Below are 25,488 nucleotides of genomic sequence, written 5' to 3' on the forward strand. Positions count from 1 at the left end.
ACCTTCACGGGGGCCCATGGGACGCCGACCGACCGAGGCGTTCCAGTCAACCCGGGCGGCAGCCGGAGCGCTGTCGCACCCACGGAGGCACATCAATGAGCGTCACATCCGCACTTTACACCGGCATCAGCGGCCTCAACGCCAACGGCGAGGCCATGTCCGTCATCGGCAACAACATCTCCAACGTCAACACCATCGGCTTCAAGCAGGGCCGGATGCTCTTCTCGGACGTCCTCTCCAGCACCATCAGCGGCGGCTCCCAGATCGGCCGCGGCGTCCAGATCCAGACCGTTGAAAACCAGTTCACCCAGGGCTCCTTCGAGAGCACCGAGAGCGGCACTGACCTGGCCATCCAGGGTGATTCCTTCTTCGTGGTCCAGAACACCAGCGGCCGCTACTATACCCGTGCCGGCGCCTTTTCCTTCAACAAGGACAAAACCCTGGTGAACCCGGAGGGATATCAGGTCATGGGATACGGCATCATTCCCTCGTCCGGGCTCGCCGACGGCGTGCTCAAGCCCATCGACCTGACCAACTTCGCCACCACGCCGCCGAAGCAGACCTCCAACGTCAAGTTCGTGGTGAACCTGGATTCCACCCAGACTACGCCGGCCCTGGCATGGGACCCCGCCAACCCGGTTGCCACGTCCAACTTCTCGACCAGCCTGTCGGTCTACGATTCCCAGGGCAATGCCCACACTGCCACGGCATATTTCCGTAAAACCGCCGATAACACCTGGGACTGGCACGTCATCCTTCCCGATGCCGTGGCCGGCACGCCGGGCAGCAGCACCAGCCCCATCGACGGGACCCTCACCTTCGATGAGACCGGTGCCCTCACCGGCCAGACTCCCCTGGCCAGCGCGGCCCAGAACATCACCTTCACGGGTGGCGTCGCCGCACCCCAGCCGATCTTCTTCGACCTGGGCGTCGGCGCCACCACCCAGTACGCCAGCGCCTCGGTGGTTTCCTCCCAGACCCAGGACGGCTACTACCAGGGTACCCTCACCAAGGTTACCATCGATGACAAGGGATACGTGAACGGCGTGTACTCCAACGGCCAGCTCCAGAAGCTCTACCAGGTGGCCCTGGCCAAGTTCTCCTCTACGGCCGGCCTGTCCAAGGCGGGAGGCACCCTCTTCGAGGAAACCCTCGAATCGGGACAGCCCCTGTTCTCCGACGCCAGCGCCCCCGGCGTCGGGAAAATCCTGGCCAACTCCCTGGAACAGTCCAACGTGGACATGGCGGCCCAGTTCGTCAAAATGATCACCACCCAGCGCGGCTACTCCGCCAACTCCAAGACGATCACCACGGCCGACGAGATGCTGCAGGAAGTACTCAGTCTCAAGCGGTAACCAGCCACTGGCCGCCCGGCGGGGGGAGAGCGCGTTCCTCCCCGCCGGGCGCAACGGTCCGATGTTTGCCGGGGCTTGTCGTTTTTTTGACGATCTGCCGGTTTTCGCGTGCCAGCCGGGGGCATCCAGCCCATTCCATCGCCGAATCTTTGCCTGCCTTGTCAAAAGTCCGACGTGGCTGCTTCCGTACCGGATGATTGCCGTATCTGCCCAATCCCGCGCTTCTCCGCATTAGTTACCAATATCAGGGTGTTTTTTCGCGTAGTATTCCATTGATGCCGTAAAGCAGTTTCTGGCATTTCGGTTGCAATAGCCGTAACGGTACGTAGAGTCCCAAGGATTTCAATCAATACAGAAGGAGGAGTCTGATGGCAGCGGACGAAAAGGCACCCGCCGAGGGTGTGCCAGAGGACAAGAAAAAGCTTTTCATCATCATCGGCGCTGCTGCCGTGGTGATTATCGCCCTTGCCGTAGTGTTCATGGGCGGAGGCAAGAAAGAAAAGGGCAAGGAAGGCGAGGCCGCGGCCAAGGTCGAGCAAAAGGCCGAGAGCGGCAAGGAGGGTGCGGCCGGAGCGACGACCACCGCGTTCGCGCTTGAGCCGTTCATCGTCAATATTTACGACGGCCAGGAACTGCGCTATCTCCGGGTAAAGGTCGAGTTCGAAACCGCTGCCCCGGACGCCAAGACGGAAATAGAGGCCCGTCAGGCGCCCCTGCGCGATGCCATTCTGGTTTTGCTCACCACCAAGACCCTCCAGGACATCCAGGACCTCCAGGGGAAAAACCAGTTGCGGGACGAAATCCTCGTGGCCGCCAACAAGATTTTGCCGCCAGGCAAGGTGAGCAAGGTCTATTTCACCGATTTCGTGGTCCAGTAGCCAACGGGACGTCAAGGGAGGCGGAGGAATCTCCATGGAGAAGATCCTCACCAAGCAAGAGATAGAGGCGCTGCTCGCCGCGGTGTTCGAGGGGAAGATCGAGCCCGACCGGGAACTGGCCAAGGAGCAGGGCGCCGCCCACTCCTACGACCTCTTCAACAGTGAAGCCCACAAGGGGCTCGTTCCCAACCTGGACATCATCTACGACGGTTTCATCCGCTACCAGCGGGGGACCCTGTCGAACCGGCTGGGGCGCATCGTCGAGATCAAGAAGCTCGGGGCCGGGTCGTACAAGTTCGACGACTTCATCCAGACCCTCCCTTCGCCGGTCTGCATGGCGATCTACAAGGCCGATCCGCTCAAGGGTGCGGCCCTGATCGCCTTCGACAGCACGCTCGTCTTCACCATCGTGGACTGCATCCTGGGAGGAACCGGCATGACGTCGGTCCAGACGAGCGCCAACCGGATGTTCACCTCCATTGAGCTGCGGCTGGTCCAGAAGATCGTTCAGGACATGCTCGTCGATCTGGAAAAGGCCTGGGCGCCGCTCTATGCGGCCAAGATGAGCCTGCTTCGGATGGAGATGAACCCGCGGCTCGTGAACATCGTCCCCCCCGAGTACCAGGTGGTGACCATGGAGATGGAGATCCAGATCGACCAGATCGAGGGTAAGATGGTCTTCGCCGTCCCCTACATGACCATCGAGCCGATTCGGGACAAGCTCAAGTCCGGCGCCCAGTTCGACCTCATGGCCATCGATCCCCAGTGGTCGTTCCGGTTGTCCAAGGAGCTGCTGGAGGCTCCCCTGGACGTGTCGGTGGAGGTCGGCGGCGCGGTCATCAGCCTCAACGACCTGCTCAGCCTGGTCCCCGGCGATACCATCATGCTTGATACCCCCTGCACCAGCGATCTCACGGTCAAGGTCGGCGGGGTGCCCAAATTCACGGGAATGCCGGGCATACGCCACGGCAACAAGGCACTTCAGATCACGAACGTCGTAGGCAAGGGAGAACAGCGGTGAGCGACCTCACGAAAGAAGAAACCAAAGACGGTGAACTGGACCGCAAGAACCTGGAGTTCATCCTCGATATACCGCTTCAGCTCACGGTGGAGCTGGGCCGGACCAAGATCCTGGTCAAGGACGTGCTCCAGCTCAATCAGGGGGCGGTGGTGGAGTTGACCAAGCTTGCCGGAGAGCCCCTGGACGTCTTCGTGAACTCCAAGCTCGTCGCCCGCGGCGAGGCGGTGGTGGTCAACGAGAAGTTCGGGGTCCGGCTCGTGGATATCGTCAGTCCCAACGAGCGGGTGGAGAAAGTCCTGTGAAACAGCAGGCGTCAGCCACGGCCCTGGCCCTGGCGTTCCCCGGCGTCGCCCGGGCCGCAGAGGCCGCCGGCGGAGCGAATTTCAGCTTCGCCACCGTGTTCGTCCAGATGCTGGCCTCCCTCGCCCTGGTGCTGGGACTCATCTATCTGGCCTATTACGCGGCGAACCGGTGGTTTAGGCCCGGCGTCCACGGCAAGGGAACCGAACGCCACATCCGGCTGGTGGAAACCCGCTACCTGGCGCCGAAGAAGTCGCTGGTCCTGGTGGAGGTGGGGGGCGAGTTTCTCCTGCTCGGCTCTTCCGGCGACAATCTCTCGTTCATCAAGCAGATAGACATCCTGGAGGAGATCGAGGTGCTCGACGAAACCGCCGGGCGCACCCCCCTCGCCACCCTTTTCCAGGGCAAGCTGGACGCGGTCACGACACGGCTCGCCGCCATGAAACAGGGGCGTGCCGATGCCCCCGAGCGCCGCGCCGGGGAAGGAAAAGCCTGAGCACCATGGACGGTGTCCCGATGTTCAAACGAATCCCTTTCATCGCTTTCTGCGTCGTCCTGCTGACCGCCTCGCTGGCGGCCGCCGCCGAGCCCCTGGCGCTGCCCAGCGTCAGCATCGGGGTGGGCAAGGCCACCAAACCGGGCGATGTGTCGGTGGTCCTCCAGATATTCTTCCTGATGACGGTGCTGTCCCTGGCGCCGGGGCTCCTCATGATGACCACCTCGTTCACACGGATCGCGGTGGTGCTGTCGTTCATGCGCCACGCCATCGGCACCCAGCAGGCGCCCCCCAACCAGATCATCGTCGCTCTGTCCCTGTTCCTGACCTTTTTCGTCATGGCCCCGGTCTGGCAGCAGGTGAACACCCAGGCGATCCAGCCTTACCGGGCGGCCCAGATCACCCAGGACGAGGCCCTGAAGCGGGCGGTGGCTCCCATGCGGAAGTTCATGTTCTCCCAGACCCGCGAGAAGGACCTGGCCCTGTTCCTGAATCTTTCGAAGCTGCCGCGGCCCCGCACTGCCGACGACATCCCGACCCTGACCCTCATTCCGGCCTTCATGATCAGCGAGCTGCGGACCGCCTTCCAGATCGGCTTCCTGGTCTTCATCCCGTTCCTGGTGGTGGACATGGTGGTGGCTTCGGTCCTCATGTCCATGGGTATGATGATGCTGCCGCCGGTCATGATCTCACTGCCGTTCAAGATTCTCCTCTTCGTCCTGGTGGACGGGTGGGGGCTGGTGATCGGCTCTCTGATAAAAAGCTTTGGGTAGCGGAGGTTTGTCATGAGTCCCGATCTCGTCGTACAGCTTGCCCGCCGCAGCTTCGAGGTGACGCTGATGCTGGCCGCTCCCCTGCTCATTTCCGGCCTTGTGGTCGGACTTGCCGTCAGCATCTTCCAGGCGGTCACCTCCATCCAGGAGGCCACCCTTGCCTTTGCCCCCAAGATCATCGCCGTCATGGTCGCCCTGGTGATCTTTTTCCCCTGGATGATGAACTACATGAGCGACTTCACCCGGGAAGTCTACGCCCTCATCGCCACCATGCGACGGTGAGGACCGTCAGCTTCGGCGAGTGACAGCGCTCCGCCGGGACGCCGACACCCATGTTTCCACTGACCACACCATTCCCCACGGTCAACGACGTGGCCTTCTTCACCCTGGTGATGGGGAGGATGGCGGGCATCTTCGCAGCCATTCCCATTTTTGGCGGCCGGCGGGTGCCGACCCCCATCAAGGCGTTGCTCGTCTTCGCCATGACCATGGTCTGTTTCCCCATCATCAAGGGAAAGATGCCGCAGTTTCCGACCGACATGCTCTCCCTGGGGTTCCTCATGGTGCAGGAGGTGCTGGTTGGCGTGTCGCTTGGGTTGCTGTCCCTGATCATCTTCGCCGCCGTCGAGTTCGCCGGCCAGATCGCCAGCGTCCAGATCGGCCTTACCATCGTGACCGAGTTCGACCCGTCCCAGGGAGGCCAGTTGTCGATCATGTCGATCATCCTGGAGATGCTGGCCACGCTCCTGTTCCTCTCCCTGGGCATGCACCACATCTTCATCGGGGCGCTGGTCCAGAGCTACGACGTCCTCCCCCTGGGGGCGTGGCACATGAGCGGCGGGCTTCTCCAGTTCATCGTGACCACCATCGGCGAGGTGTTCGTCCTGGCGGTCCGGCTCGCGGCGCCGGTGATGGTCACGCTCCTGGCGACCAGTGTCATGCTCGGCATCATGGCCCGCTCGTTCCCCCAGATGAACGTCTTTTTCGTCAGTATGCCCCTGAACATCGGCATCGGGTTCATCATCCTGGGGCTTTCCCTCCCTCTCTTCCTCCACACCGTCCAGGGGCATTTTGGCATGCTCGACGAACAGCTCAAGACCATGATGAAGCTCATGGGCAAGGGATGAGGGCATGTCTGACGACAAACATTCGAAAACAGAAAAACCAACAGCAAAGAAGCTGGACGAGGCGAAAAAGAAAGGGGTTCCCCACAGTCGGGACCTGACCTCCACCGTAACCCTCATCGCCGCCATGGTTGCCCTGTACACCACCGGCGGCTTCATGTTTACCACCCTGAAGCGGACCAGCGGCGAACTGCTCGGCTCCATGGGAACGTTTCACCTGACCGAAGCAAGCGTCGAACATCTCCTCATCAAGCTGTTCCTGGTATTTCTCAGCGTGGTCATGCCGTTCATGCTGGTGGTGGTGATTTCGGGGCTCGCAACGACCATGGTCCAGGTGGGCTTCTCCATGAACAGCGAGCGGATCACCTTCAAGCTGGACAAGCTCAATCCGGCCACTAACGCAAAGAAGCTCTTCAACAAGGACTCCCTGGTGGAGATGCTCAAGGCTGTCCTCAAGATCGTCATTGTCGGCTACATGTCGTACAAGATCATGCGGGACGAGATGGACGGACTGCTTTTCCTGGCCGATACCGACCTGGCCGGGATCCTGGAGGTCTTCAGGCACCTGGCCTTCAAGCTGGTCATCCACACCTGCGGCGTGCTCCTGATCCTGGGGGTGCTGGACCTGGCCTTTGTCAAGTGGCGTTTCATCGACAATCTGAAAATGACCAAGCAGGAGGTCAAGGACGAGCACAAGGAGTCTGAGGGGGACCCGAAGGTCAAGGGTAAGATCCGTCAGATGCAGTTTCAGCAGGCCCAGAAACGCCTGCGCAAGGTGATTCCTACCGCCGACGTGGTCGTCACCAACCCGACGCACTACGCCGTGGCGCTCAAGTACGAACGCGAGACCATGGCCGCGCCGCTGGTGCTGGCCAAGGGCGTCGACCATATGGCCCAGACCATCAAGGCCATCGCCCGTGAGAACAACGTCATGCTCGTGGAGAACCGTTTCCTGGCCCGCGAGCTCTATGCCCAGGTCAAAGAGGGGCAGCCCATCCCCGAGAGCCTGTACACCGCGGTGGCGGAGGTGCTGGCCTATGTGTACAGCCTGAAGGGCAAGATATGAACCGGCGCCGCTCCCGCGGGCATGCGGGGTTCATGCGCCGGCCTGCGGGCTCTGCGGCTCACTGCCCATTCCCCTCCACAAACCTCCGGTAGACCCATCCCTCCACCGTTTTCCCGCCGTGCTGCCAGCGAACGCGCAGCCAGCGTCCCTGTTCCCCCAGCAGCTCCAGGTGTGTGCCGCTCCTCAGGACAGCCACCACCTTCGTGCGGGGTGAAGGCCCGCGCCGGGCGTTCACATACGTGTGCTCCGGTCCGATGCGGAGCAAGGCCGGCGCGGCGGCCGCCGGAGTCGCGAGCGGTTCCGGCGGCTGCGGTGGCGGGGGCTGGACCACCGGCGGGACAGAGGCGTGCTGCCGGTCGGTCCGGTCGACGGCCGGTGTCTCCTCGAAGCCGATTCCCGGGGCCTGGGGACCAACCCGCTCCCCGGTGACGGTGGTGCAGGCTGCAAGAAAAGGGGCGGCCTGGGCGAGCGACGGAATCAGCATCCGCAACAGAAGCCGAATCAGGGTCATGGCACATTTCTCCTTTCAAGGAGGGAGGTTAACGCGCCGATGCCTCTCGCGTCAATGGTTACCATTTCACTACATGGGGTCGTCTCAGAAAACGGAATTTATAGCACGCTAAGCCGACTGCACCGGCCGCAATGGCCTATATCTGCCTGCACCAATCTTCGCGCTGCTGCGCCACACATAATCACCTGTCAGATTGATGTGTTCCCAGCCGAGCGGCGACAAGTACTGTAACAGCGAGTCATCGACGCTCTGCCCCTGACCGCGCAAGGCGTCTGTAGCCCGTTCCAGGTAGACGGTGTTCCATAGCACTATGGCAGCCGTCACGAGGTTGAGACCGCTGGCCCGGTACCGCTGCTGCTCGAAACTGCGGTCTCGGATTTCGCCCAGCCGGTTGAAGAACACCGCCCGAGCCATTGCGTTGCGGGCCTCCCCTTTATTCAGCCCTGCGTGCACTCGGCGGCGCAATTCCACGTTTTGCAGCCAGTCCACGATGAACAGCGTGCGCTCAATGCGTCCCAACTCGCGCAACGCAACGGCCAAACCGTTCTGTCGCGGGTAGCTGCCAAGCTTTCGCAGCATCAGCGAGGCCGTCACCGTTCCCTGCTTGATCGAAACTGCCAGCCGCAGAATCTCATTCCAGTGGGCACGGACGTGCTTGATATTGAGCGTGCCGCCGATCATGGGCTTGAGAGCATCATAGGCCGTATCACTCTTCGGGACGTAGAGCCTGGTATCGCCCAAGTCACGAATGCGCGGCGCGAAGCGAAAGCCTAGAAGGTGCATCAGGGCAAAGACGTGATCGGTGAAGCCCGCCGTGTCGGTATAGTGCTCCTCTATGCGAAGGTCGGATTCGTGGTACAGCAACCCATCGAGCACGTAGGTCGAGTCGCGCACGCCGACATTGACCACCTTGGTGTGAAACGGCGCGTACTGGTCGGATATGTGGGTGTAAAACAGCCGCCCCGGCTCGCTGCCGTACTTCGGGTTGATGTGTCCGGTGCTCTCGGCCTTGCTCCCCGCCTTGAAGCGTTGACCATCCGACGATGAGGTGGTGCCGTCACCCCAGTGCTCGGCGAACGGATGCCGGAACTGTGCGTTAACCACCTCGGCCAGCGCCGTCGAATACGTTTCATCGCGGATATGCCAGGCTTGGAGCCAAGCCAGCTTAGCATAGGATGTACCTGGGCAGGACTCGGCCATTTTAGTGAGCCCTAGGTTGATGGCGTCGGCCAAGATGGTAGTCAACAGAAGATGCTTGTCCTTCGCCTGGTCGCCCGACTTCAGGTGTGAGAAGTGGCGGGTGAATCCTGTCCATTTATCAACCTCCAGCAACAGTTCGGTGATCTTGACGTGAGGCAGAACCATTGCCACCTGGTCGATCAGCGTTTGCGCGTTGTCGGGAACCACCGCATCCAGCGGCGTGATCTTCAGTCCCGATTCCGTAATGACGGCATCCGGCAGGTCGTTGGCCACCGCCATGCGGTTGACCGTGGCGAGTTGCTCTTCCAGTAGCGTCAGCCGATCATGCAGATACGTCTCGCAGTCGCTGGCTATGGCCAGCGTCAATTCGCCGGCTGTCTTGAGTGCGGTGAACCTCTCGGTAGGCACCAGATAATCCTCGAAGTCCTTGAACTGGCGTGAGCCCTGCACCCAGATATCGCCAGAACGCAGGGCATTTCGCAGTTCCGACAACGCGCACAACTCATAGTAGCGCCGATCGATGCCACCCTCAGCCATCACCAGCTTCTCCCATCGTTTCCTGATAAAGCCAATCGGCGCATCTGCAGGAACCTTGCGGGTGTTGTCGGCATTCATGCCGCGCAAGACTTCGACGGCTTTGAGCACACCCTCTGCCGCCGGCGCCGCCTTCAGCTTGAGTACCTTGAGGAATTCAGGCGCATAGCGGCGCAAGGTGGCATAGTTGTCACCGACGCGATACAGGAAATCGAAATCTTCAGGCTGTGCGAGTTTTTCCGCCTCAGTGACACTCTCTATAAAGTCATCCCAAGACAAGATTTCCTCAATGGCGGTAAAGGGATCGCGGCCAGATTGTTTGGCTTCCACCAGGGCCTGACCGATGCGGCAGTACAAGCGCACCTTGTCATTGATGGCCTTGCCAGATGCCTGAAACTGTTGCTGGTGCTTGTTCTTTGCCACATTAAACAGCCTACCGATGATACGGTCATGGAGGTCAATGATTTCGTCTGTGACGGTGGCCATCCCTTCGATGGCCTGTGCCACTAGGGTGGCGTAACGCCGGCGCGGCTCGAATTTGGCCAAGTCCGCGGGCGTCATCTGCCCGCCTTCGCGGGCGATTTTGAGCAGTCGGTTCTGGTGTACCTGCCGCTCGATCCCTGTAGGCAAGTCAAGCGCCTGCCACGTTTTGAGCCGCTCGATGTGTTCGAGCATGTACCGCGAGTTCGGCTTCGCGGGCGACTGGCGCAGCCAGGCCAGCCAGGTCATCTTCCCATTGTCACGGCGCTTTAGCAACTCGTCGAGGCGATTCCGGTGCGCGTCTGAAAGCGGGTTCGACAATGTTGCGTAGATGCGCCGATTGGCGCGGGTGATGGCCTCGGCACAGACCCGTTCGATGACCCCGGAAGGCGGCAGCAGGATGCCATTGCGACGCAGTCCTTCGATCAGCGCTGTTGCCAGCACGATCCCCTTGTCCGTCTGCCATGCCAGTTCATCCAGGCTGTGTACCGCCGCCCGATAGTGGCCGATCGTGGTGAACGGTTGGAAGCCGAATAGCGTCTGCAGCTCGACCAGGTGTTCGCGCCGGGTCTGCTGACGTCTGCCATAATCATCCCAGCATTCGACCGCCACCCTGAGCTGGTCGGCAACCAGTTTAAGCAGCGGCGGGTACGGCTGCTCATCTGGACCAAGGAAGATGCCGGGATAACGCAGGTAGCAAAGCTGCACGGCAAAGCCCAAGCGATTTCCGGCCCTACGCCGCTGCCGGATTATGGAAAGGTCGGTTTCACTGAATGTGTAGTGCCGGATCAGTTCGTCCTTAGTGTCTGGAAGCGCAAGCAGGCTTTCGCGTTCGGCGGCGGACAGGATGGAGCGGCGGGGCATGGTGAGTCCTCTCGAAAACGGTCGTTTTTGATAACTCTGTTTTCAGCGGCAACAGGAAACGCTAACTCAGGCACTCGAAATTCTCAAAAACAGTTATTAAAACATTATTCTCATCATGGCCGTGTTGCAACGATTTTTGAGAGCATTTTCGCGTTCAGCGAGATAAGTACCCTTGCAGATTTTTACGTATCAGTGCTCGAGTTCGAGCGACTTGAAACAGCGGGATGGGGATTAGGAGCTATTATTATTGTATTGCACCAACCACTTGTCTCCGGTACAGTATACGCCACTTACAACCCATCTCAAAAGCATCCCGAGCCAAGGAGTCTTTTTCATGGTCCACTTCTCCCGGTGTTCGTCGCTCTTACGTGTGGCTTTCTGCACAACTTTTCTTTCAGCGATGATTTTGTTTTCTGATATCAGACCGGTCGCTGCCGCTCTCTCTTGCAACCCCCAGAGCGGCATCACCACCATCGGCCTCGAATGGGTTGCCAAGCAGTGCATACCCGAAGGGATGACCGACAGCACCTCGATTTACTACGAAAGCAACATGCTCGAATGTTCCGGCTCCTCGGTCGGCCTCTACGCCTGGTACGGCGACACTCAGGGCACACCGACCAACATCGTCAACTACGCCAAGAGCCAGGGCTATCGCGTTTTCCGCAACAAGGAAGGCTCCCATATCGTCGCTGTCCATCGTTACTATACCGGCCTCATTGACGGCAAGAGCATGGGTAGCTACGCAGTCGGCCAGGTCTACACGGATATTTTCAAGGAAGCCCTCTATCCCACCAACCCGGTCCCCGACTGCAAGGGGCGCGAGCCCGACCAGTGCAAGCTGGAGCGGCAGGCCGGTTCCACCGTCAACCTGAGTACCGGGCGGCTTTCCCACTCCCAGACGGTTTTCAGTCTGAGCAACAGCCGTTCTCTCTCCTTGGGGGTTACTCTTTACTACCGTTCTTCCTCCCCCTTTGCGCCGAGCGCCATCGGCAACGGCTGGAGCCACAATTACGAAGCCACGCTGGCTGCCGGCAGCGGCAGCGCCATGGTCTTCTGGAATCAGGGGATTCGCAAGGTCTACGAGAAATACAATACTACCTACATCTCTCCCAAGGGCGACACCTCCACCCTGGTCAAAAACGCCGACAGCACCTGGACCATCACCGAGCTGAGTGGTCTGAAGCGCCACTTCGACACTGCCGGCAAGCTCACCTCCATCGTCGACCGCTACAATAACTCCCTGACCTTCGCCTATGCCAACGACAAGCTTACGTCGGTGACCGACTCAACCGGCCGGGCCGTCACCTTCGGTTACAACGCCACCAGCGGCAAGCTGGAAACCATCACCGAGCCGGAGACGACACGGGTGCATACCCTGGCCTACCCCTCCGGCAGACTCGACACGGTTACACCACCCGGCAACAAGGGGCAGTGGGTTTACACGTACGGCACGAACGGCCTTCTCGAAACAAAGAAAGACCCCGAAAATAACCTCACGCGCTACACCTACCACCCTGACAACCGCCTGAAGGACGCCACCGACCCGAACAACAAGCCCAGGGCATACGCCTATCCCTCGCCAACCGGCACTGCCGGCAAGGTGCCCGATGCCTATCCCGTGCAGAATGTGCCGGTCAAGCAGTTCAACTTCACTGAAAAGGACGGTTTCGGGTGGACCTACACCTACGACACCCTGACCATGGCGGAACGGACCGCCACCGACCCCTACGGCAAGTCCACCACCTCCTACTACAACCCCGACGCTACCCTGCGGGCCAGAACTGTTCCATTCGACGGCAACGTTGCGCTCACCACCTTCTACACCTACGACGCCAACGGCAACCTGCTGACCGAAACCGACCCGGTGAACATTGCCGCCTACACCAACCCGACCATCGATCCCCAGACGGTGAACATCGCTTCACTTGCGAGCCGGACACCGCCGATCAAGACGGCCATGAGCTACACCTACGACACGGCCGCCAGCTACTACCAGGTCAAGACCATCACCGACCATCGGGGGACCACGCCGCTCACCACCACCTATGACCGTTACACCGAGCCGGACGGCCAGGGGGGCACATGGCTGGTGACCCGGACCACGGCCCCGGGCGAGACCAGCGGCACGTATCTCGTCAGCTACCAGCGCCAGAACCAGAACGGCACCCTGGCCGGCACCACCGACGCCAACGGGAATACTACGACCTACAGCTACTACCCGGTCGATACAGCAACCATTGCCAACGGCACCGCCGGCATGCTCCAAACAATGACTACCCCCGACGGGATCAAGCTTACCTACACCGCCTACGACAAGAACGGCAACCCCACCGAATACAAGGTAACCGGCACCGACAATGCCGACGTGCCTGTGAAGACCACCCAGGAGTACAACAGCCAGAACCTGATATCCTCGCTTCTCAGGGAATCGACGGTGCAACCGGCCAGGTTCCCCGCCAACCTGACCGCGTTCGGCTACGATAACAACGGGAACCAAAGCTCCGTCATCGATGCCGAGGGCCACCCCACCACCTACACATACACCTACCAGGGGCAGCTCTCCGAAATCATCGACGCTCGCAACACGTCCACCACATTCGACTACAGCGGCAGCGGCTGCTCCTCCTGCTCCAGCGGCGTGGACAAGCTCACTGCCGTGCGCGACGCCAACCACATTGCCAACAATCAAGCCGGCACCGTCTACACCTACGACAAGGTCGGCCGCCTGGAGACCGAAACCGACCCCCTTGGCAAGAAGCTCCGCTACACCTACTACGATGGCGGCCTGCCCAAGGAGAAATACGACGCAACCGCCGGCGAGCCGGGCACGCTCCTTGTCACCCATTACTACAACGGTCGTGGCCAACTGACGGAAAAACGCTACGCCGACAACACGTCGGTCGCGTTCACCTACAAGCCCAACGGCTGGCTGGAAACCGCTGAGAACCGTGCCGGAACCACCGTAACCTTCAGCTACACCTACGACTATCATGCCAATGGCCGCCTCAAGAGCGTCACCGACTCAAACGGCCGCGTGATCTTCTATGACGAATACTTTGCCGGGGGCCAGCGCAAGAAAGTCACCTACTTTCCCACCACCCCTGACCAGCGGATCATCCGGTACGACTACGACGCCAACCGGCCCTGGCACATCGTTGCGCCTGCCGGCACCTTCACCTATGGCTACGATGAGCGGGGCAGACTCGACAGCCTGGAGTATCCCAACACCGTCACAGCCGCCTATGATTTCGACGACCTGGACCGGCTCACCGCCCTGAACCATGGTACCGCGGGCGGGACGACCATTGTTGCCAACGGCTATCCCGAGCATGACCGGGTGGGGAACATCACCGCGCGCACCGGCGATCTTGCGGCCACCTACGTGTACGACGAACTCTACCGCCTCACCGACGCCGTGACCGCCAAGGGGACCGAAAAGTTCACCTACGACGACGTGGGAAACCGGCAGACCGGCCCCGGCCCCAGGGATACCGCTTACGAGCACAATGCCGCCAACCAGATGACCCGGGGGCGGACCCTCGGCTTTGACTATGACAATGCCGGCAACCAGACCACACGGACCATCGGCAATGCCCCGGACAAGAGCTGGGTCCTTACGTGGGACTACGAGAACCGGCTGACCAGGGTGGAAAAGACCAAGGGGGCCGAAACCCGGACCACCACCTTCAAGTACGATCCCTTTGGCCGCAGGATCGAGAAAAAACATACGACTACCAAGGGACAGATCACCAAGACAATCACCACCACCTACGTCTACGACGAAGAGGACATCATCCTCGAAATCACCAACGACGGCACCACCGCGACCAAGACCTTCTACACCCATGGCCCCGGCATGGACGAGCCGTTGGCCCTGGAGCGGGGCGGCAGCCATTACTACTACCATGCCGATCACCTCGGCAGCATCATGGCCATTACCGACGGCACCGGCAACGTCGTGCAGCGCTACCGCTACGACTCTTTCGGCCTGCCCAAGGCGACGACCACGTTTCAGAACAGCTACCTTTTTACCGGCAGGGAGTGGGATAAGGAGACGGGGCTGTATTACTACCGGGCGAGGTATCTCGACCCTCTGACAGGAAAGTTTTTGAGCAAGGACCCCATCACTATCTTTGATGGTGGGGATGTGGGTCTGTACGGATATGTGCAACAAAACCCCATAAACTTCAGCGACCCATTTGGTCATTACACACAAGCAATTTCTGCATGTGCAAGGAATTTGAGAGCTTGCACAGCGGCTGTTATGGCTACAGCCGCTGCAATAAACAATATTTTTAACCCTGTAAAGTCAAAGACAAGAACTTGTGATGATGACGACGGCAATGACGATTGCAAGGATAAGCTCTCGCCATGGGAGATTGAAAAGATGAAAAAATTGGGGCCAGAATTTCATCCACATTCTATAAAAAAGGATTATGGTGCTGGGTTTGATTTATATAAATGTAAGAATGGAGATATTGTTATCAGGATGAAGCCCGGTATTGGGCCGAATCATCCTACAGGGCTAAATGTTAATATGTTTAGATAAACGGAAGGGATATCATATGAGTGCAAGATCAGATGAAGTATATGTCAGTCTTTGTATATGGAGTAAAGAAATACCATCAAAAGATATTACACAAATATTAGGTATAACTCCAGACAGCACTAGAGATATTGGAGATATAATAAGACCTGGAATTATTTCAGATACCTACTTTTGGGAAATAAATTCTAAAGAAGCTGATAATGTACACCTTGCAACTCACGTTAAATCGATAATAAATTTTATTAAACCTAACATTGATAACTTTTCAAAGCTTGGAAAAGCTCGAATATGGCTTTCTTGTGCCATGTATGTCAACCAAGGACCTTCTGCTCCTAGCGTTCACTTTGATACCGAATCGCTTACATTTTTATCTAAAATAAATGCAGAAATCGATGTAGATATTTATTGTATGGGATCCTGTAATACATTGGAATAATCGGAGCTTCATTAAACTAAAACCCTAACATTAGCATTCCTAAAGTAAAACATGCCAACGCATCGGTTAATCTAACACTGTAATACCATTCGTTCCATGGGAGATAACATGAGAATCTTCCGATTGCTTTTAATCGCCTTATTGCTACCAATTTCTTCAGCGTTGGCCGCCACCGGCGGCATCTACCAACTCACTGAATCCACCACCGCGACGTGGGACGGCACCGACGCCAACCGCCTCAAGCCGATCACTCCCGACTACGATTTTGTCTACGGCGATGATGAGTATCTGACCTACACGCTCCCCTGGCCCTCGTTCACCTTTTACCGGCAAGCGTACACCCAGATCACCGTCGACACCAACGGTAACATCTGGTTCGGGGGAGCCAGGTCTGGCCGTGGCTTTAATCTCGCCTCGGCGGGGTTTGGCCCGGTGATCGCGGCATGGAACGATGACCTTTCCTCGCTGTACGACGGCGGCGTTTTCATCCAGCACAAGGCAGCTCCCGAACGTGTTGTCATCGAGTGGCAAACCGAGACCTACTCCGATGAGGGGAATGGCCTACCGAATTCCTTTACGGTGACATTGTACCAGGACGGCAAGATCCGTTTCGGCTATGGTACCTTTGCCGCTGCCAGTGCCACAGACGCCGGTTCAGGAATCTCCCAGGATGACGGCAGCCACTACCTCAGCGTTACCAATGTTATTGGCAGCATCCCGTCCCTTGCGGGGAGATACTTCTACTTCAACGACGTCTCCCAGCCACTTACGTTCTCGCTGAATATAGCCTTCACCGGCACCGGCGCAGGCACCATCACCAGCACGCCGACCGGCATTGCCTGCAACACCAACTGCTCGGCCTTTTTCCCCGCTGCCGAACCGATAACCCTCTCCTCTCTGGCAGCACAGTATTCGTTCTTCTCCGGATGGAGCAACGGCAGTTGCACCGGAACCGCTGACTGCTTGATGACCCTGGACGCAGACACTTCGATCACGGCTGCCTTTACTTACGATGTTGAGCACCACGTGCGGATTGACGATGGTTCGTCCAATTACTACTCATCCATCCAGTCTGCCTATGACGCGGCAGCGGAGAATGCCGTCATCAGACTCTGGGCTACCACGTATAACGAATCGCTTTCTTGCAGTCGGCCCGTTACAATCACCTTGCAGGGCGGATACGACAGCAACTACTCCACGCTTATCGGTGAGCCGGTTCTCAATGGTGCATTGACGGTAACTGACGGGACACTGATCCTGGACGGCTTCAGCATACGATGAAACCGGGGGCAGACTGATGCTTATTGGATATGCCCGGGTATCAACGCAAGACCAGAACCTTGATCTACAGCGCTCTGCGCTGGAACAGGCCGGTTGCGAGCGTATTTACGAAGACCAAGTAAGCGGCTCCCGTTCAGAACGGCCGGGGCTGAAGGCAATGCTCGATTTTATTCGAGAAGGGGATACCTTGGTTGTCTGGAAACTCGACCGGCTTGGCCGCAGTGTTAAAGGGCTGGTCGATCTGGTTGGCGAGTTTTCAACCAAAGGGATAAACTTCAAGAGTTTGACAGACAGCATCGACACCACCACCCCAGCTGGGCGTTTTTTCTTTCATATCATGGCGAGTCTGTCACAAATGGAAAGGGAACTCACTGTTGAGCGAACCCGGGCCGGGCTAATTGCCGCCCGTCAGCAGGGGAGAGTCGGTGGCCGGAAACGCAAAATGACAGACAGCAAGCTTGAATCAGCAAAAAAACTTCTCGCCAATGGTGTTCCCCCAAGAGAGGTGGCCGAAAATCTCGGTATATCCATTCCCACACTCTACAGATGGCTGCCAGCCTCAAATGATAACCGAGTGCCTACCCCTGACGGCTAATTGAAAATCAATTCTAGGCCAAATAGAGAAGCCGATTTTCATAATCCTTAGCGTGCTATAAATTCCGTTTTCTGAGACGACCCCTACATCTCCCACCGCCACACTGTTCCGGCCATTCCCGGCGCAGGGCTCCCTCCCTCCGCCCCCAACGGCGCGTAGCGCTGTTTCTTACTGTCCATTGACAGCATGTACTAATAAATGATAATAAGTCTGCATTAAATGTATTGTGATTAATAAATTCCGCCTTGCTGTCCGTACCCTGTCCCTTTGCCATCGATCACAGCACCCCGGGAGAAGCCGATGAAGCGTCGTGCCGCTTTGTTGCTGAGTTGGTCTGTCGTTGCGTGCCTCTGCTCCTGTGCCTCGTCCCCGGAGATCAGGCCGCCGGTGGAGTGGGGGTTTGAAAGGGAGGCCATCCGCTTGAGCTTCACCGGGGACCCCCGGCTGAACCTCTACCAGAACAGCCCCCACGCCCTTGTGGCCTGTATCTATCAGCTCCGCGATCCGAACGCCTTCAACCAGTTCCGGAACGAACCGGACGGTCCGGCGAAGCTGCTTGAGTGCAGCCGGTTCGACCCAGCCGTGGCAACCGCCGGGCGAGTCGTGATCCAGCCCGGCCAGGAACTGACCGAGGTCCTGGACCGGGCCGAAGGCGCCCGCTACATCGGCTTTGCGGCGGGGTACTTCCTGCTCGACAAGGAACGGTCTGTCCGGCTCTACCCCATTCCGGCCGTGGAAGAAACCGTGGGGTTCATCAGCCGGATAAAGCTCGCGAGGCCGGGGCAGGTCCATATCCGGCTGCACCTGGGTCCCCAGGAGATTCGGGATGTCAGGGAGGAGTCCCCGAAGCCATGACCGCCCATCCCCCCCTTTACTGGCACCAGGGGCTTTTTCTCCAGCCCCAGCATTTTCAGCTCCATGACCTGTCGGTCCAGGGGCGCCTCGATCCGCTTTTCCGGCATCTTCATCCCCATTTCTGGGGGGCGGGCGAGCTGGAGATCGAGGAGAGCGCCCTCGGCACCCGGGTCTTCTCGATCCTTGCCGGCTCGTTCCTCTTTCCCGACGGTACCTGGGCGGTCATCGGCGGGAACGCCCTCTGTGAACCCCGCTCCTTTGACGACTCCCGGATCGAAGGAGATCGCCCGCTCCTGGTGCACGTGGGGCTGCGTAAGTGGCAGGGCGCGGGAGAGAACGTCACTGTGGCGGAGCGGCTCGAAGGGCTTGCTGGGGTTGCCACCCGCTTTGTTGCGGCGGCCGAGCCGGATGAGGTCCGGGACCTCCATGCCGGCGGGCCGCCGGGGCAGGTGAAGCGACTGCGGCATGTGCTGAAGATCTTCTGGGACCACGAGCGGGAGCAACTGGGCGACTGGCACCTGATCCCCGTGGCCCGGCTGGAGCGCTTCGGGGGGCAGGTGCGGCTTTCCGGCCGCTTCATTCCGCCGTCCCTCTCCCTGGACGCAAGCGAGTCCTTGTCCCGCATCGTCCGGGAGATCCGCGACCAGGTGGCGGCCCGGGGCCGCCAGCTCGAGGAACACAAGAAACAACGGGGCATCCAGAACGCCGGATTCGGCTCCCGGGACATGGTCTACTTGCTGGCGCTTCGCTCCCTCAACCGGTATGTGCCCGGCCTCTTTCACCTGACCGAGGACCGCCAGGTTCACCCGTGGGACGTCTACGGTGCGCTGCGGCAGCTCATCGGCGAACTCGCCTCCTTTTCCGAGCGGGTCTCCGCCCTGGGCGAACTGGACGACGGCTTCCGCCTTCTCCCCCCCTATGACCACCGCAACCTGGGAGAATGCTTTGCCGCGGCCCGCGACCTCATCGCCCGGCTGATGGATGAGATCACCGCCGGTCCCGATCACGTGATCCGCCTCACCCACGACGGCACCTTCTTCAGTGCCGACCTTAAGCCGGCCGTCTTCGGGGCAGGCAACCGCTACTACCTGGCCCTGCGCACCTCCGCGGAGTCGGCGGAGTTTCTCCTGTCCCTTGAAACCGCAGCCAAGCTCAGCGCCCGCGAACACCTGCCGGTCCTGGCCGCCCGGGCGCTTCCCGGCATCGGTCTGAGCCACCTGCCGGTACCACCCCAAGAGTTGCCGCGCCGCGCCGATACCCATTATTTCGCCGTGGACTCAACCGGTGACCAGTGGCATCTGGTGGAGCGGGAGCATACCCTTGCCCTCCACTGGACCGGCGCCCCGGCCGACCTTGAGGTGGAGCTGATGACAGTGGTTCGGGGATAGGAAGGAAGCCATGCGCGAAGAACGCCTTCTGGAACGCATCCGCTCCCTGGAGCGGGATCCGTCGCGCCGCGGGGGGGGCGATCGCGGCCGCCTGCTGGATTCAATCCTGGCGCACATCCGCCGGATTCTCAATACGCGCCGGGGGAGCGTGCCCATCGCTCCCGACTTCGGCATCCCCGACATGCTCGACGTGCTTCAGAGCTACCCCGATTCGGTGCGGGAGATCGAACGGAGCATTCGCACCGCCATCCAGGGCTTTGAGCCGCGTCTCGCCGGCGTGCGGGTGACCTTCATCCCCCAGGAGGACGATGTGCTGGCACTCCGGTTCGCCATAGCCGCCCGGCTCGGCAGCGACGGCGGGGCGGTCCGCTTCGAGACGCTGGTGGATGTCGACGGGAAGATTGCGGTGAGACGCTGACCATGCCCGGAAAGAGAGAGCGAACACGATGATCACCCGTCACTTTCAGGAAGAACTTGTCCGGCTCAAGGAACTGGGGGCCGAGTTCGCCGCGGCCCATCCGGCGCTGGCGCCGATGCTCGGCGGTCCGTCGGCCGACCCGGACGTGGAGCGGCTTCTGGAGGGGGTCGCCTTCCAGACGGCCCTTCTGCGCCAAAAGCTTGACGATGATTTTCCCGAGGTGGTTCACGACCTGGTTCGACTCGTGGCCCCCCACTACCTGCGGCCGGTGCCGGCCACCACCATCGTCGCCTTCGAACCGAAGCCGTCACTGACGCGCTCCCGGCTGATTCCGGCAGGGGCAGAGCTCGCGTCGATCCCGGTGGAGGGAACCCGCTGCCTTTTCCGGACAACGAGCCCGGTGGAACTCCACCCCCTGGAACTTCTCGACGCAACCTTTGCCCAACCGGCGGGGAGCGCCCCGGCCGTAACCCTGTCCCTGTCGCTCACCGGGCTCCCGCTCGACCACTGGGAGCCACGATCGCTTCGGTTCTTTCTGGCAGGCGACCATGCCCGGGCAACGGAGTTGTTCCTGATCCTCTCCCGGCACCTGAAGCGGATCGTGATCACCGCGGAGGAGAGAGGGGCGTCGGCCAGCCTGCCCGCAGCCTGTCTTCAGCCGGTGGGCTTCAACGACGACGAGCACCTGATCCCCTGGCCCTCCCACGCCTTTCCCGGCTATCGGCTGGTGCAGGAATATTTTGCCGCGCCCCAGCGGTTCCTGTTCCTGGAGTTGACCGGCTGGGAGCGCTGGACCGCCCGCGGCAGCGGCTCGAGATTCACCATTACCTTCGAGTTGGGCGGACTCGTTCTCCCTCCGCCTCCGGTACGGCGGGAAAGCTTTGTCCTGTTCGCCTCGCCGGCCGTGAACCTCTTTCCCCACGATGCCGAGCCGATTCTCCTCGACCACCGGGTCGGGCGATACCCGGTGCGGCCCGCGGGCCTGGCGCCGGGGCATGGCCAGGTATATTCCGTTGATCGGGTGACCGGCATCGTCCGGGGGGCGGCAACGGAACGGACCTATCACCCCTTCGGGCAGTTCAGTGCTGACGCCGGTGCCCAGCCCACCTTCCATACCGCCGTATCCGCCTCGCCGGTCCGCGCCGGATTCGATGTGCATCTGGCCGTTGCTACCCGCAGGGGGAAGGCCTGCCGGCGGCGGAGACGCTTTCCATCGCCCTTACCTGCAGTAACGGCCGCCTGCCGGAAAACCTGTGGCTCGGTGACCTGTGCGAGCCGACCTCCTCCTCTCCCGCGAGTGCCACCTTCCACAACATCACGCCACTTACCCCGGCGCTGCTGCCGCCACTGGGAAAAAATCTCCTCTGGCGTCTCGTTTCCCATCTGTCCCTTAACCGCCTCTCCCTGGCCAGCGCCGACAACCTCCGCACTCTGTTGGCGCTCTACCTGTTCGAAGAGGGAGGGGGCCGGGGTGAACTGGCCGCCAACCGGAAGCGGCTGGACGGGATCGAAGCGGTTATCGCCAAGCCGGCCGGCCGTCTCGTGGGGGGGCACCTGCTGCGGGGCAGCGAGATTGTCCTTACTCTGCGGGGGGACCACTTTGCCGGCCCGGGCGATCTGTTCCTCTTCGGGGCGGTGCTCGACCGCTTTCTGGGGGGCTATGCCTCGCTCAACAGCTTCACCCGCCTGACCGTTCGCGAAAGCGTTCGGGAAGAGGTGTACTCATGGCCCCCCAGGCTCGGTCATCGTCAGCTTCTCTAGAAACACAACTGTTCGAGCGGGGGCATGAGTTCTCCTTTGCCCAGGCGGTGCGCCTGCTGCGGCTTCTTGCGGCCCCTCAGGCGGGGGAGGACGTTCGCCCGTGCGGGGTGCGGGTCCGGCCCGAGCTTTCCCTTTCCTTTCCGGTTGCTGATGTGGCGCGGATCGAGCGGCAGGGCGACGGCTACCGGATAACGGCCCGCTTCCTCGGGCTCTACGGTCCGTCGTCCCCGCTCCCCACCTTCTACACCGAAGAACTGATGGACGAGGAGCGGGAAGACGGCTCTGCTTCGCGGAGTTTCCTCGACGTGCTGAGCCACCGGATATTTGATCTCTGGGTCGCCGGCGACGCCAAGTATTGCCTGTTCAACCGGGTTGTGGAGGACGGAAGCGGGGATGACCTCGAACGTCTTTTCTGTTTGGCCGGGCTCGACCTGGCCCAGGGGCAGACGACCCTGCCGGAGTCCGGCCGCTGGCTCCGCTATGCGGGGCTCCTGGGGCAGGTTCCCCGTTCTGCCCTGGGGTTGCGGACCATGGCCGCCGACGCCCTCGGCGTACCGGTTGAAGTCATCCCCTGCCAGCACCGGCAGGTGCCGATTCCCCCCGAACAGCGGCTTGCCGTGGGCGCGGCCGGGAGCAGTCTCGGCATCGACACGGTCGTCGGAACCGACCTGGATGACCGGCTGGGCATGTTCCGCCTGTGCCTGGGGCCCCTTTCCCGCGAACAGTTCGCGGATCTCCTCCCCGGCGCTCCTGGCCGCTCGACCCTGGAGCTGATCGTGGAACTCTACCTGGATGCCCCCCTCGCCTGGGACGTGGTGCTGACCCTGGCCCCGGGAGAGACCCCGGAAGCACGCCTCGGCGCTTGCCGGGGGGCACGGGTCGGATGGGACACCTGGCTCGGTGCCGCAGCCGGCGAAACCCTGTCTCGTGTTGTATTTCCCGGACATATTCCCTAAGGAGACCCTTCCGTGCTGACCGTTGACCTCACCGCTCTTCTCAAGCGACTCAACCCCCTCTGCACCCGGGCACTGGAGGGGGCCGCCGGACTCTGCGTGGCCAGGGGGCACTACGAAGTGACCGTGGAGCACCTCCTGGCCCGGTTGCTCGACGAGGCAGGGGGCGACCTTGTTGCCGTTCTGCGGGACTCTAGCATCGATGCCTCCCCGCTGAAGACCGGAGTCGTCCGGGTCCTCGACGAGTTGCCCACCGGCAACGGGGGGCGGCCGGTCTTCTCCCCGATTCTTCTGGAGTGGCTCCAGGCGGGGTGGCTCACCGCCTCCCTCGACCTGAACGAGGAGCGGGTCCGCTCCGGGGCGCTCCTGGCGGCGCTCCTGGCCCGGCCGCTGCGGTTCGCGGCGGGCCGCTATGTGGACCAGCTCATGCCCGTGGGACGGGAGGGGCTTCTCTCCGGCTTCTCGCGAGCTGTTTCCGGCTCGGAGGAGAATGCCTGCACGGGCGGCGATACCGCTTCCGTTACCGGGCCCGGCCGGGATGGCACGGCGCTTTCCCGCTTCTGCACCGACTTCACCGCCAGGGCGGCCGAGGGGGGCATGGACCCGGTCTTCGGCCGTGATCGGGAGATCGGCCGGATGATCGACATCCTGGCCCGGCGGCGGAAGAACAACCCCATCGTGGTGGGGGAGGCAGGGGTCGGCAAGACCGCCGTGGTGGAGGGGCTGGCACTCCGCATCGTTGAGGGGGAGGTGCCGGAGGCATTGCGGCAGGTGAGGCTCCTGGGGCTTGATCTCGGCCTGCTCCAGGCCGGGGCAGGGGTGAAGGGGGAGTTCGAGAATCGCCTGAAGAGCGTGATCGAAGAGGTGAAGGGGGCTTCCCGGCCAGTGATTCTCTTCATCGACGAGGCCCACACCCTGATCGGTGCCGGCAACCAGGCGGGCGGAGGGGACGCCGCCAACCTCCTGAAGCCGGCCCTGGCCCGGGGTGAGCTGAGAACCATCGCCGCCACCACCTGGAGCGAATACAAGAAATATTTCGAAAAGGATGCCGCCTTGGCCCGGCGCTTCCAGCCAGTGAAGCTGGACGAGCCGTCGGTGGAGACGGCGGTGCTGATCCTGCGGGGCCTCAAGGATACGTACGAGGCGGCCCATGGGGTCACCATCCGGGACGACGCCGTCCGGGCGGCGGCGGAGCTCTCGTCCCGCTACCTGTCGGGCCGGCAGCTGCCGGACAAGGCGGTGGATCTCCTTGATACGGCTGCGGCCCGGGTGAAGCTCCTGCTCACCGGCAAGCCGGGAAGGGTAGAGGAGGCGGAGCGCCGCATCCAGGCCCTGGAGCGGGAAGAGGCCGCTCTCCGCCGTGATCGGCTCCAGGGGCGGCTGGAGGACGAAGGCCGGCTGGCGGTGCTGAAGGATGAGCTGGCGCTGTTGCGGGAGGAGTTGGCTGCCGTAACGGCTCGCTGGCACCGGGAACGGGAGCTGGCCGGGGCGGTGGTGGCCCTGCGGAACGAAGCAGCGGCGGGCCGCGACCCAGGTGGGGACGCAGTGGGGTTGAAGATGGCGGAAACCGCGGCAATGCTGGCGGAAGTCCAGGGGGATGAGCCGCTGGTCAGGATCGAGGTGGACCCGGAGGTGGTGGCGCAGGTGGTGGCCGACTGGACCGGCATTCCCCTGGGGAGCCTCCGCAAGGACCGGACAGCCGGAGTGCTTGCCCTGGAAGAGGGCCTGCGCCGGCGCATCCGGGGGCAGGAGCCGGCGCTGGCCGCCGTGGCCGAGGTGCTCCGTTCCTCGGCTGCCGGCCTCAAGGACCCGCGCCAGCCCCTGGGGGTCTTCCTGCTCGTCGGCCCCTCCGGCGTCGGCAAGACCGAGACCGCTCTGGCCGTGGCCGATCTCCTTTTCGGCGGCGAGCGGTTCCTCACCGTCATCAACATGAGTGAATTTCAGGAGCGCCACACCACCAGCCGTCTCATCGGCTCGCCACCGGGGTACGTGGGGTATGGCGAGGGGGGCGCCCTAACCGAGGCGGTCCGCCGCAGCCCCTACTCGGCGGTGCTGCTGGACGAGGTGGAAAAGGCCCACCCCGACGTCCTCAATCCCTTTTACCAAGTGTTCGACAAGGGGATGCTGGCCGACGGGGAGGGGCGGGTGATCGACTTCGCCAACACGGTCATCTTTCTGACGAGCAATCTGGCGGCGGATGTCGTCGTCTCGCGCTGCGCGGAAAATCCGCCGCCCACGACGGAGGATCTGGCCGCCGCCATCCGCCCCCATCTCGCGCGGCACTTCAAGCCGGCGCTCCTGGCCCGCATGACCGTGGTCCCCTACCTGACCCTGGCGCCGGACAGCCTGGAGGAGATCGTGAACCTCAAGCTCGGCCGGGTGGCGGAGCGGCTCCGGGAGAACAGCCGGACGGAGCTTGCGTGGACCCCGGCGGTTACGGCCCGGCTCGCTGCCCGCTGCTCCGAAGTGGAGAGCGGCGCCCGGGCCATCGACCATATCCTGCGCGGGACCCTCCTGCCGCTCCTCTCCCGGGAGATCCTGGCGCGGATCGGCACGGGAGAGGAACTGGAGGCAATCCGGCTCGATGCGGCAGCCGACGGTTCCTTTACCGTCGGCTGCGGGGACGGTGCGGAGTCCCGGTGACCGGAGG

19 protein-coding genes and 1 pseudogene are annotated in these 25,488 nt (G+C 61.4%); 18 read left to right on the forward strand and 2 right to left on the reverse strand.

Annotated features, from left to right (window positions below):
* The first annotated feature begins 95 nt into the window (after positions 1-95).
* The 9 genes from A2G06_01880 to A2G06_01920 all read left to right on the forward strand — a co-directional run bounded on the left by A2G06_01880 (position 96) and on the right by A2G06_01920 (position 7,013).
* A complete protein-coding gene (locus A2G06_01880; GenBank protein ID ANA39342.1) occupies positions 96-1,355 on the forward strand; it encodes a flagellar biosynthesis protein FlgE in 1,260 nt (419 codons plus the stop codon).
* A gap of 368 nt (positions 1,356-1,723) precedes the next feature.
* Complete coding sequence (locus A2G06_01885; protein ANA39343.1) at positions 1,724-2,233, forward strand: flagellar basal body protein FliL; 510 nt, start codon at positions 1,724-1,726, stop codon at positions 2,231-2,233.
* A 34-nt stretch (positions 2,234-2,267) separates the two neighbouring features.
* Entirely contained in the window at positions 2,268-3,254 is a 987-nt protein-coding gene (locus tag A2G06_01890) for a flagellar motor switch protein FliM (GenBank protein ID ANA39344.1), read from the forward strand.
* Entirely contained in the window at positions 3,251-3,556 is a 306-nt protein-coding gene (locus tag A2G06_01895) for a flagellar motor switch protein FliN (GenBank protein ID ANA39345.1), read from the forward strand. Before A2G06_01890 ends, A2G06_01895 begins: the two co-directional genes overlap by 4 nt.
* Entirely contained in the window at positions 3,553-4,050 is a 498-nt protein-coding gene (locus A2G06_01900; protein ID ANA39346.1) for a flagellar biosynthesis protein FliO, read from the forward strand. The genes A2G06_01895 and A2G06_01900 overlap by 4 nt, the downstream gene beginning before the upstream one ends.
* A gap of 5 nt (positions 4,051-4,055) precedes the next feature.
* The gene (locus A2G06_01905; protein ID ANA39347.1) at positions 4,056-4,823 is read left to right on the forward strand and encodes a flagellar biosynthetic protein FliP; all 768 of its coding nucleotides are present in this window, start codon (positions 4,056-4,058) and stop codon (positions 4,821-4,823) included.
* Positions 4,824-4,835: 12 nt separating this feature from the next.
* Positions 4,836-5,105, forward strand: coding sequence for an EscS/YscS/HrcS family type III secretion system export apparatus protein (locus tag A2G06_01910; protein ANA39348.1), 270 nt, complete (start codon positions 4,836-4,838; stop codon positions 5,103-5,105).
* A 50-nt stretch (positions 5,106-5,155) separates the two neighbouring features.
* Complete coding sequence (locus tag A2G06_01915; GenBank protein ANA39349.1) at positions 5,156-5,950, forward strand: flagellar biosynthetic protein FliR; 795 nt, start codon at positions 5,156-5,158, stop codon at positions 5,948-5,950.
* Between the two features lie 4 nt (positions 5,951-5,954).
* The gene (locus tag A2G06_01920) at positions 5,955-7,013 is read left to right on the forward strand and encodes a flagellar biosynthesis protein FlhB (GenBank protein ID ANA39350.1); all 1,059 of its coding nucleotides are present in this window, start codon (positions 5,955-5,957) and stop codon (positions 7,011-7,013) included.
* A 58-nt stretch (positions 7,014-7,071) separates the two neighbouring features.
* Here A2G06_01920 and A2G06_01925 read toward each other — a convergent pair whose 3' ends face one another.
* Together A2G06_01925 and A2G06_01930 are read right to left on the reverse strand one after the other, a co-directional pair.
* The gene (locus tag A2G06_01925) at positions 7,072-7,524 is read right to left on the reverse strand and encodes a peptide-binding protein (GenBank protein ANA39351.1); all 453 of its coding nucleotides are present in this window, start codon (positions 7,522-7,524) and stop codon (positions 7,072-7,074) included.
* A 108-nt stretch (positions 7,525-7,632) separates the two neighbouring features.
* On the reverse strand, positions 7,633-10,602 hold the full coding sequence (locus A2G06_01930; GenBank protein ANA39352.1) for a transposase: 2,970 nt from the start codon (positions 10,600-10,602) through the stop codon (positions 7,633-7,635).
* A 334-nt stretch (positions 10,603-10,936) separates the two neighbouring features.
* Between A2G06_01930 and A2G06_01935 the strand changes: the two genes are divergently transcribed.
* The 9 genes and pseudogenes from A2G06_01935 (at position 10,937) to A2G06_01975 (ending at position 25,481) form a co-directional block, all read left to right on the forward strand.
* Entirely contained in the window at positions 10,937-15,151 is a 4,215-nt protein-coding gene (locus tag A2G06_01935; GenBank protein ANA39353.1) for a hypothetical protein, read from the forward strand.
* 544 nt (positions 15,152-15,695) lie between these two features.
* A complete protein-coding gene (locus A2G06_01940; protein ANA39354.1) occupies positions 15,696-16,868 on the forward strand; it encodes a hypothetical protein in 1,173 nt (390 codons plus the stop codon).
* 16 nt (positions 16,869-16,884) lie between these two features.
* Complete coding sequence (locus A2G06_01945) at positions 16,885-17,463, forward strand: DNA invertase (GenBank protein ID ANA39355.1); 579 nt, start codon at positions 16,885-16,887, stop codon at positions 17,461-17,463.
* Positions 17,464-17,763: 300 nt separating this feature from the next.
* A complete protein-coding gene (locus tag A2G06_01950) occupies positions 17,764-18,318 on the forward strand; it encodes a type VI secretion protein (GenBank protein ANA39356.1) in 555 nt (184 codons plus the stop codon).
* Positions 18,315-19,706 carry a type VI secretion protein gene (locus A2G06_01955; GenBank protein ID ANA39357.1) on the forward strand — a complete coding sequence of 464 codons (1,392 nt, stop codon included), beginning with the start codon at positions 18,315-18,317 and terminating at the stop codon, positions 19,704-19,706. The genes A2G06_01950 and A2G06_01955 overlap by 4 nt, the downstream gene beginning before the upstream one ends.
* Positions 19,707-19,716: 10 nt before the next feature.
* The gene (locus tag A2G06_01960; protein ANA39358.1) at positions 19,717-20,124 is read left to right on the forward strand and encodes a type VI secretion protein; all 408 of its coding nucleotides are present in this window, start codon (positions 19,717-19,719) and stop codon (positions 20,122-20,124) included.
* Positions 20,125-20,152: 28 nt separating this feature from the next.
* A pseudogene (locus A2G06_01965) lies at positions 20,153-21,885 on the forward strand (type VI secretion system protein ImpG).
* The gene (locus tag A2G06_01970; GenBank protein ID ANA39359.1) at positions 21,849-22,841 is read left to right on the forward strand and encodes a type VI secretion protein; all 993 of its coding nucleotides are present in this window, start codon (positions 21,849-21,851) and stop codon (positions 22,839-22,841) included. The pseudogene A2G06_01965 and the gene A2G06_01970 overlap by 37 nt, the downstream one beginning before the upstream one ends.
* 12 nt (positions 22,842-22,853) lie before the next feature.
* The gene (locus tag A2G06_01975) at positions 22,854-25,481 is read left to right on the forward strand and encodes a ClpV1 family T6SS ATPase (protein ANA39360.1); all 2,628 of its coding nucleotides are present in this window, start codon (positions 22,854-22,856) and stop codon (positions 25,479-25,481) included.
* Positions 25,482-25,488 lie beyond the last annotated feature (7 nt).

Origin of the sequence: Geobacter anodireducens (assembly GCA_001628815.1) — a bacterium.
In the GTDB taxonomy this organism is placed as follows: domain Bacteria; phylum Desulfobacterota; class Desulfuromonadia; order Geobacterales; family Geobacteraceae; genus Geobacter; species Geobacter anodireducens.

What these genes read in the sequence shown, in the direction of transcription:
- A2G06_01890 (ANA39344.1), top strand. Translation starts at nt 2,268, where the DNA reads ATGGAGAAGATCCTCACCAAGCAAGAGATAGAGGCGCTGCTCGCCGCG.
- A2G06_01885 (ANA39343.1), top strand. Translation starts at nt 1,724, where the DNA reads ATGGCAGCGGACGAAAAGGCACCCGCCGAGGGTGTGCCAGAGGACAAG.
- A2G06_01925 (ANA39351.1), bottom strand. Translation starts at nt 7,524, where the DNA reads ATGACCCTGATTCGGCTTCTGTTGCGGATGCTGATTCCGTCGCTCGCC.
- A2G06_01910 (ANA39348.1), top strand. Translation starts at nt 4,836, where the DNA reads ATGAGTCCCGATCTCGTCGTACAGCTTGCCCGCCGCAGCTTCGAGGTG.
- A2G06_01930 (ANA39352.1), bottom strand. Translation starts at nt 10,602, where the DNA reads ATGCCCCGCCGCTCCATCCTGTCCGCCGCCGAACGCGAAAGCCTGCTT.
- A2G06_01950 (ANA39356.1), top strand. Translation starts at nt 17,764, where the DNA reads ATGAAGCGTCGTGCCGCTTTGTTGCTGAGTTGGTCTGTCGTTGCGTGC.
- A2G06_01915 (ANA39349.1), top strand. Translation starts at nt 5,156, where the DNA reads ATGTTTCCACTGACCACACCATTCCCCACGGTCAACGACGTGGCCTTC.
- A2G06_01970 (ANA39359.1), top strand. Translation starts at nt 21,849, where the DNA reads ATGGCCCCCCAGGCTCGGTCATCGTCAGCTTCTCTAGAAACACAACTG.
- A2G06_01920 (ANA39350.1), top strand. Translation starts at nt 5,955, where the DNA reads ATGTCTGACGACAAACATTCGAAAACAGAAAAACCAACAGCAAAGAAG.
- A2G06_01945 (ANA39355.1), top strand. Translation starts at nt 16,885, where the DNA reads ATGCTTATTGGATATGCCCGGGTATCAACGCAAGACCAGAACCTTGAT.
- A2G06_01960 (ANA39358.1), top strand. Translation starts at nt 19,717, where the DNA reads ATGCGCGAAGAACGCCTTCTGGAACGCATCCGCTCCCTGGAGCGGGAT.
- A2G06_01955 (ANA39357.1), top strand. Translation starts at nt 18,315, where the DNA reads ATGACCGCCCATCCCCCCCTTTACTGGCACCAGGGGCTTTTTCTCCAG.
- A2G06_01940 (ANA39354.1), top strand. Translation starts at nt 15,696, where the DNA reads ATGAGAATCTTCCGATTGCTTTTAATCGCCTTATTGCTACCAATTTCT.
- A2G06_01905 (ANA39347.1), top strand. Translation starts at nt 4,056, where the DNA reads ATGGACGGTGTCCCGATGTTCAAACGAATCCCTTTCATCGCTTTCTGC.
- A2G06_01935 (ANA39353.1), top strand. Translation starts at nt 10,937, where the DNA reads ATGGTCCACTTCTCCCGGTGTTCGTCGCTCTTACGTGTGGCTTTCTGC.
- A2G06_01880 (ANA39342.1), top strand. Translation starts at nt 96, where the DNA reads ATGAGCGTCACATCCGCACTTTACACCGGCATCAGCGGCCTCAACGCC.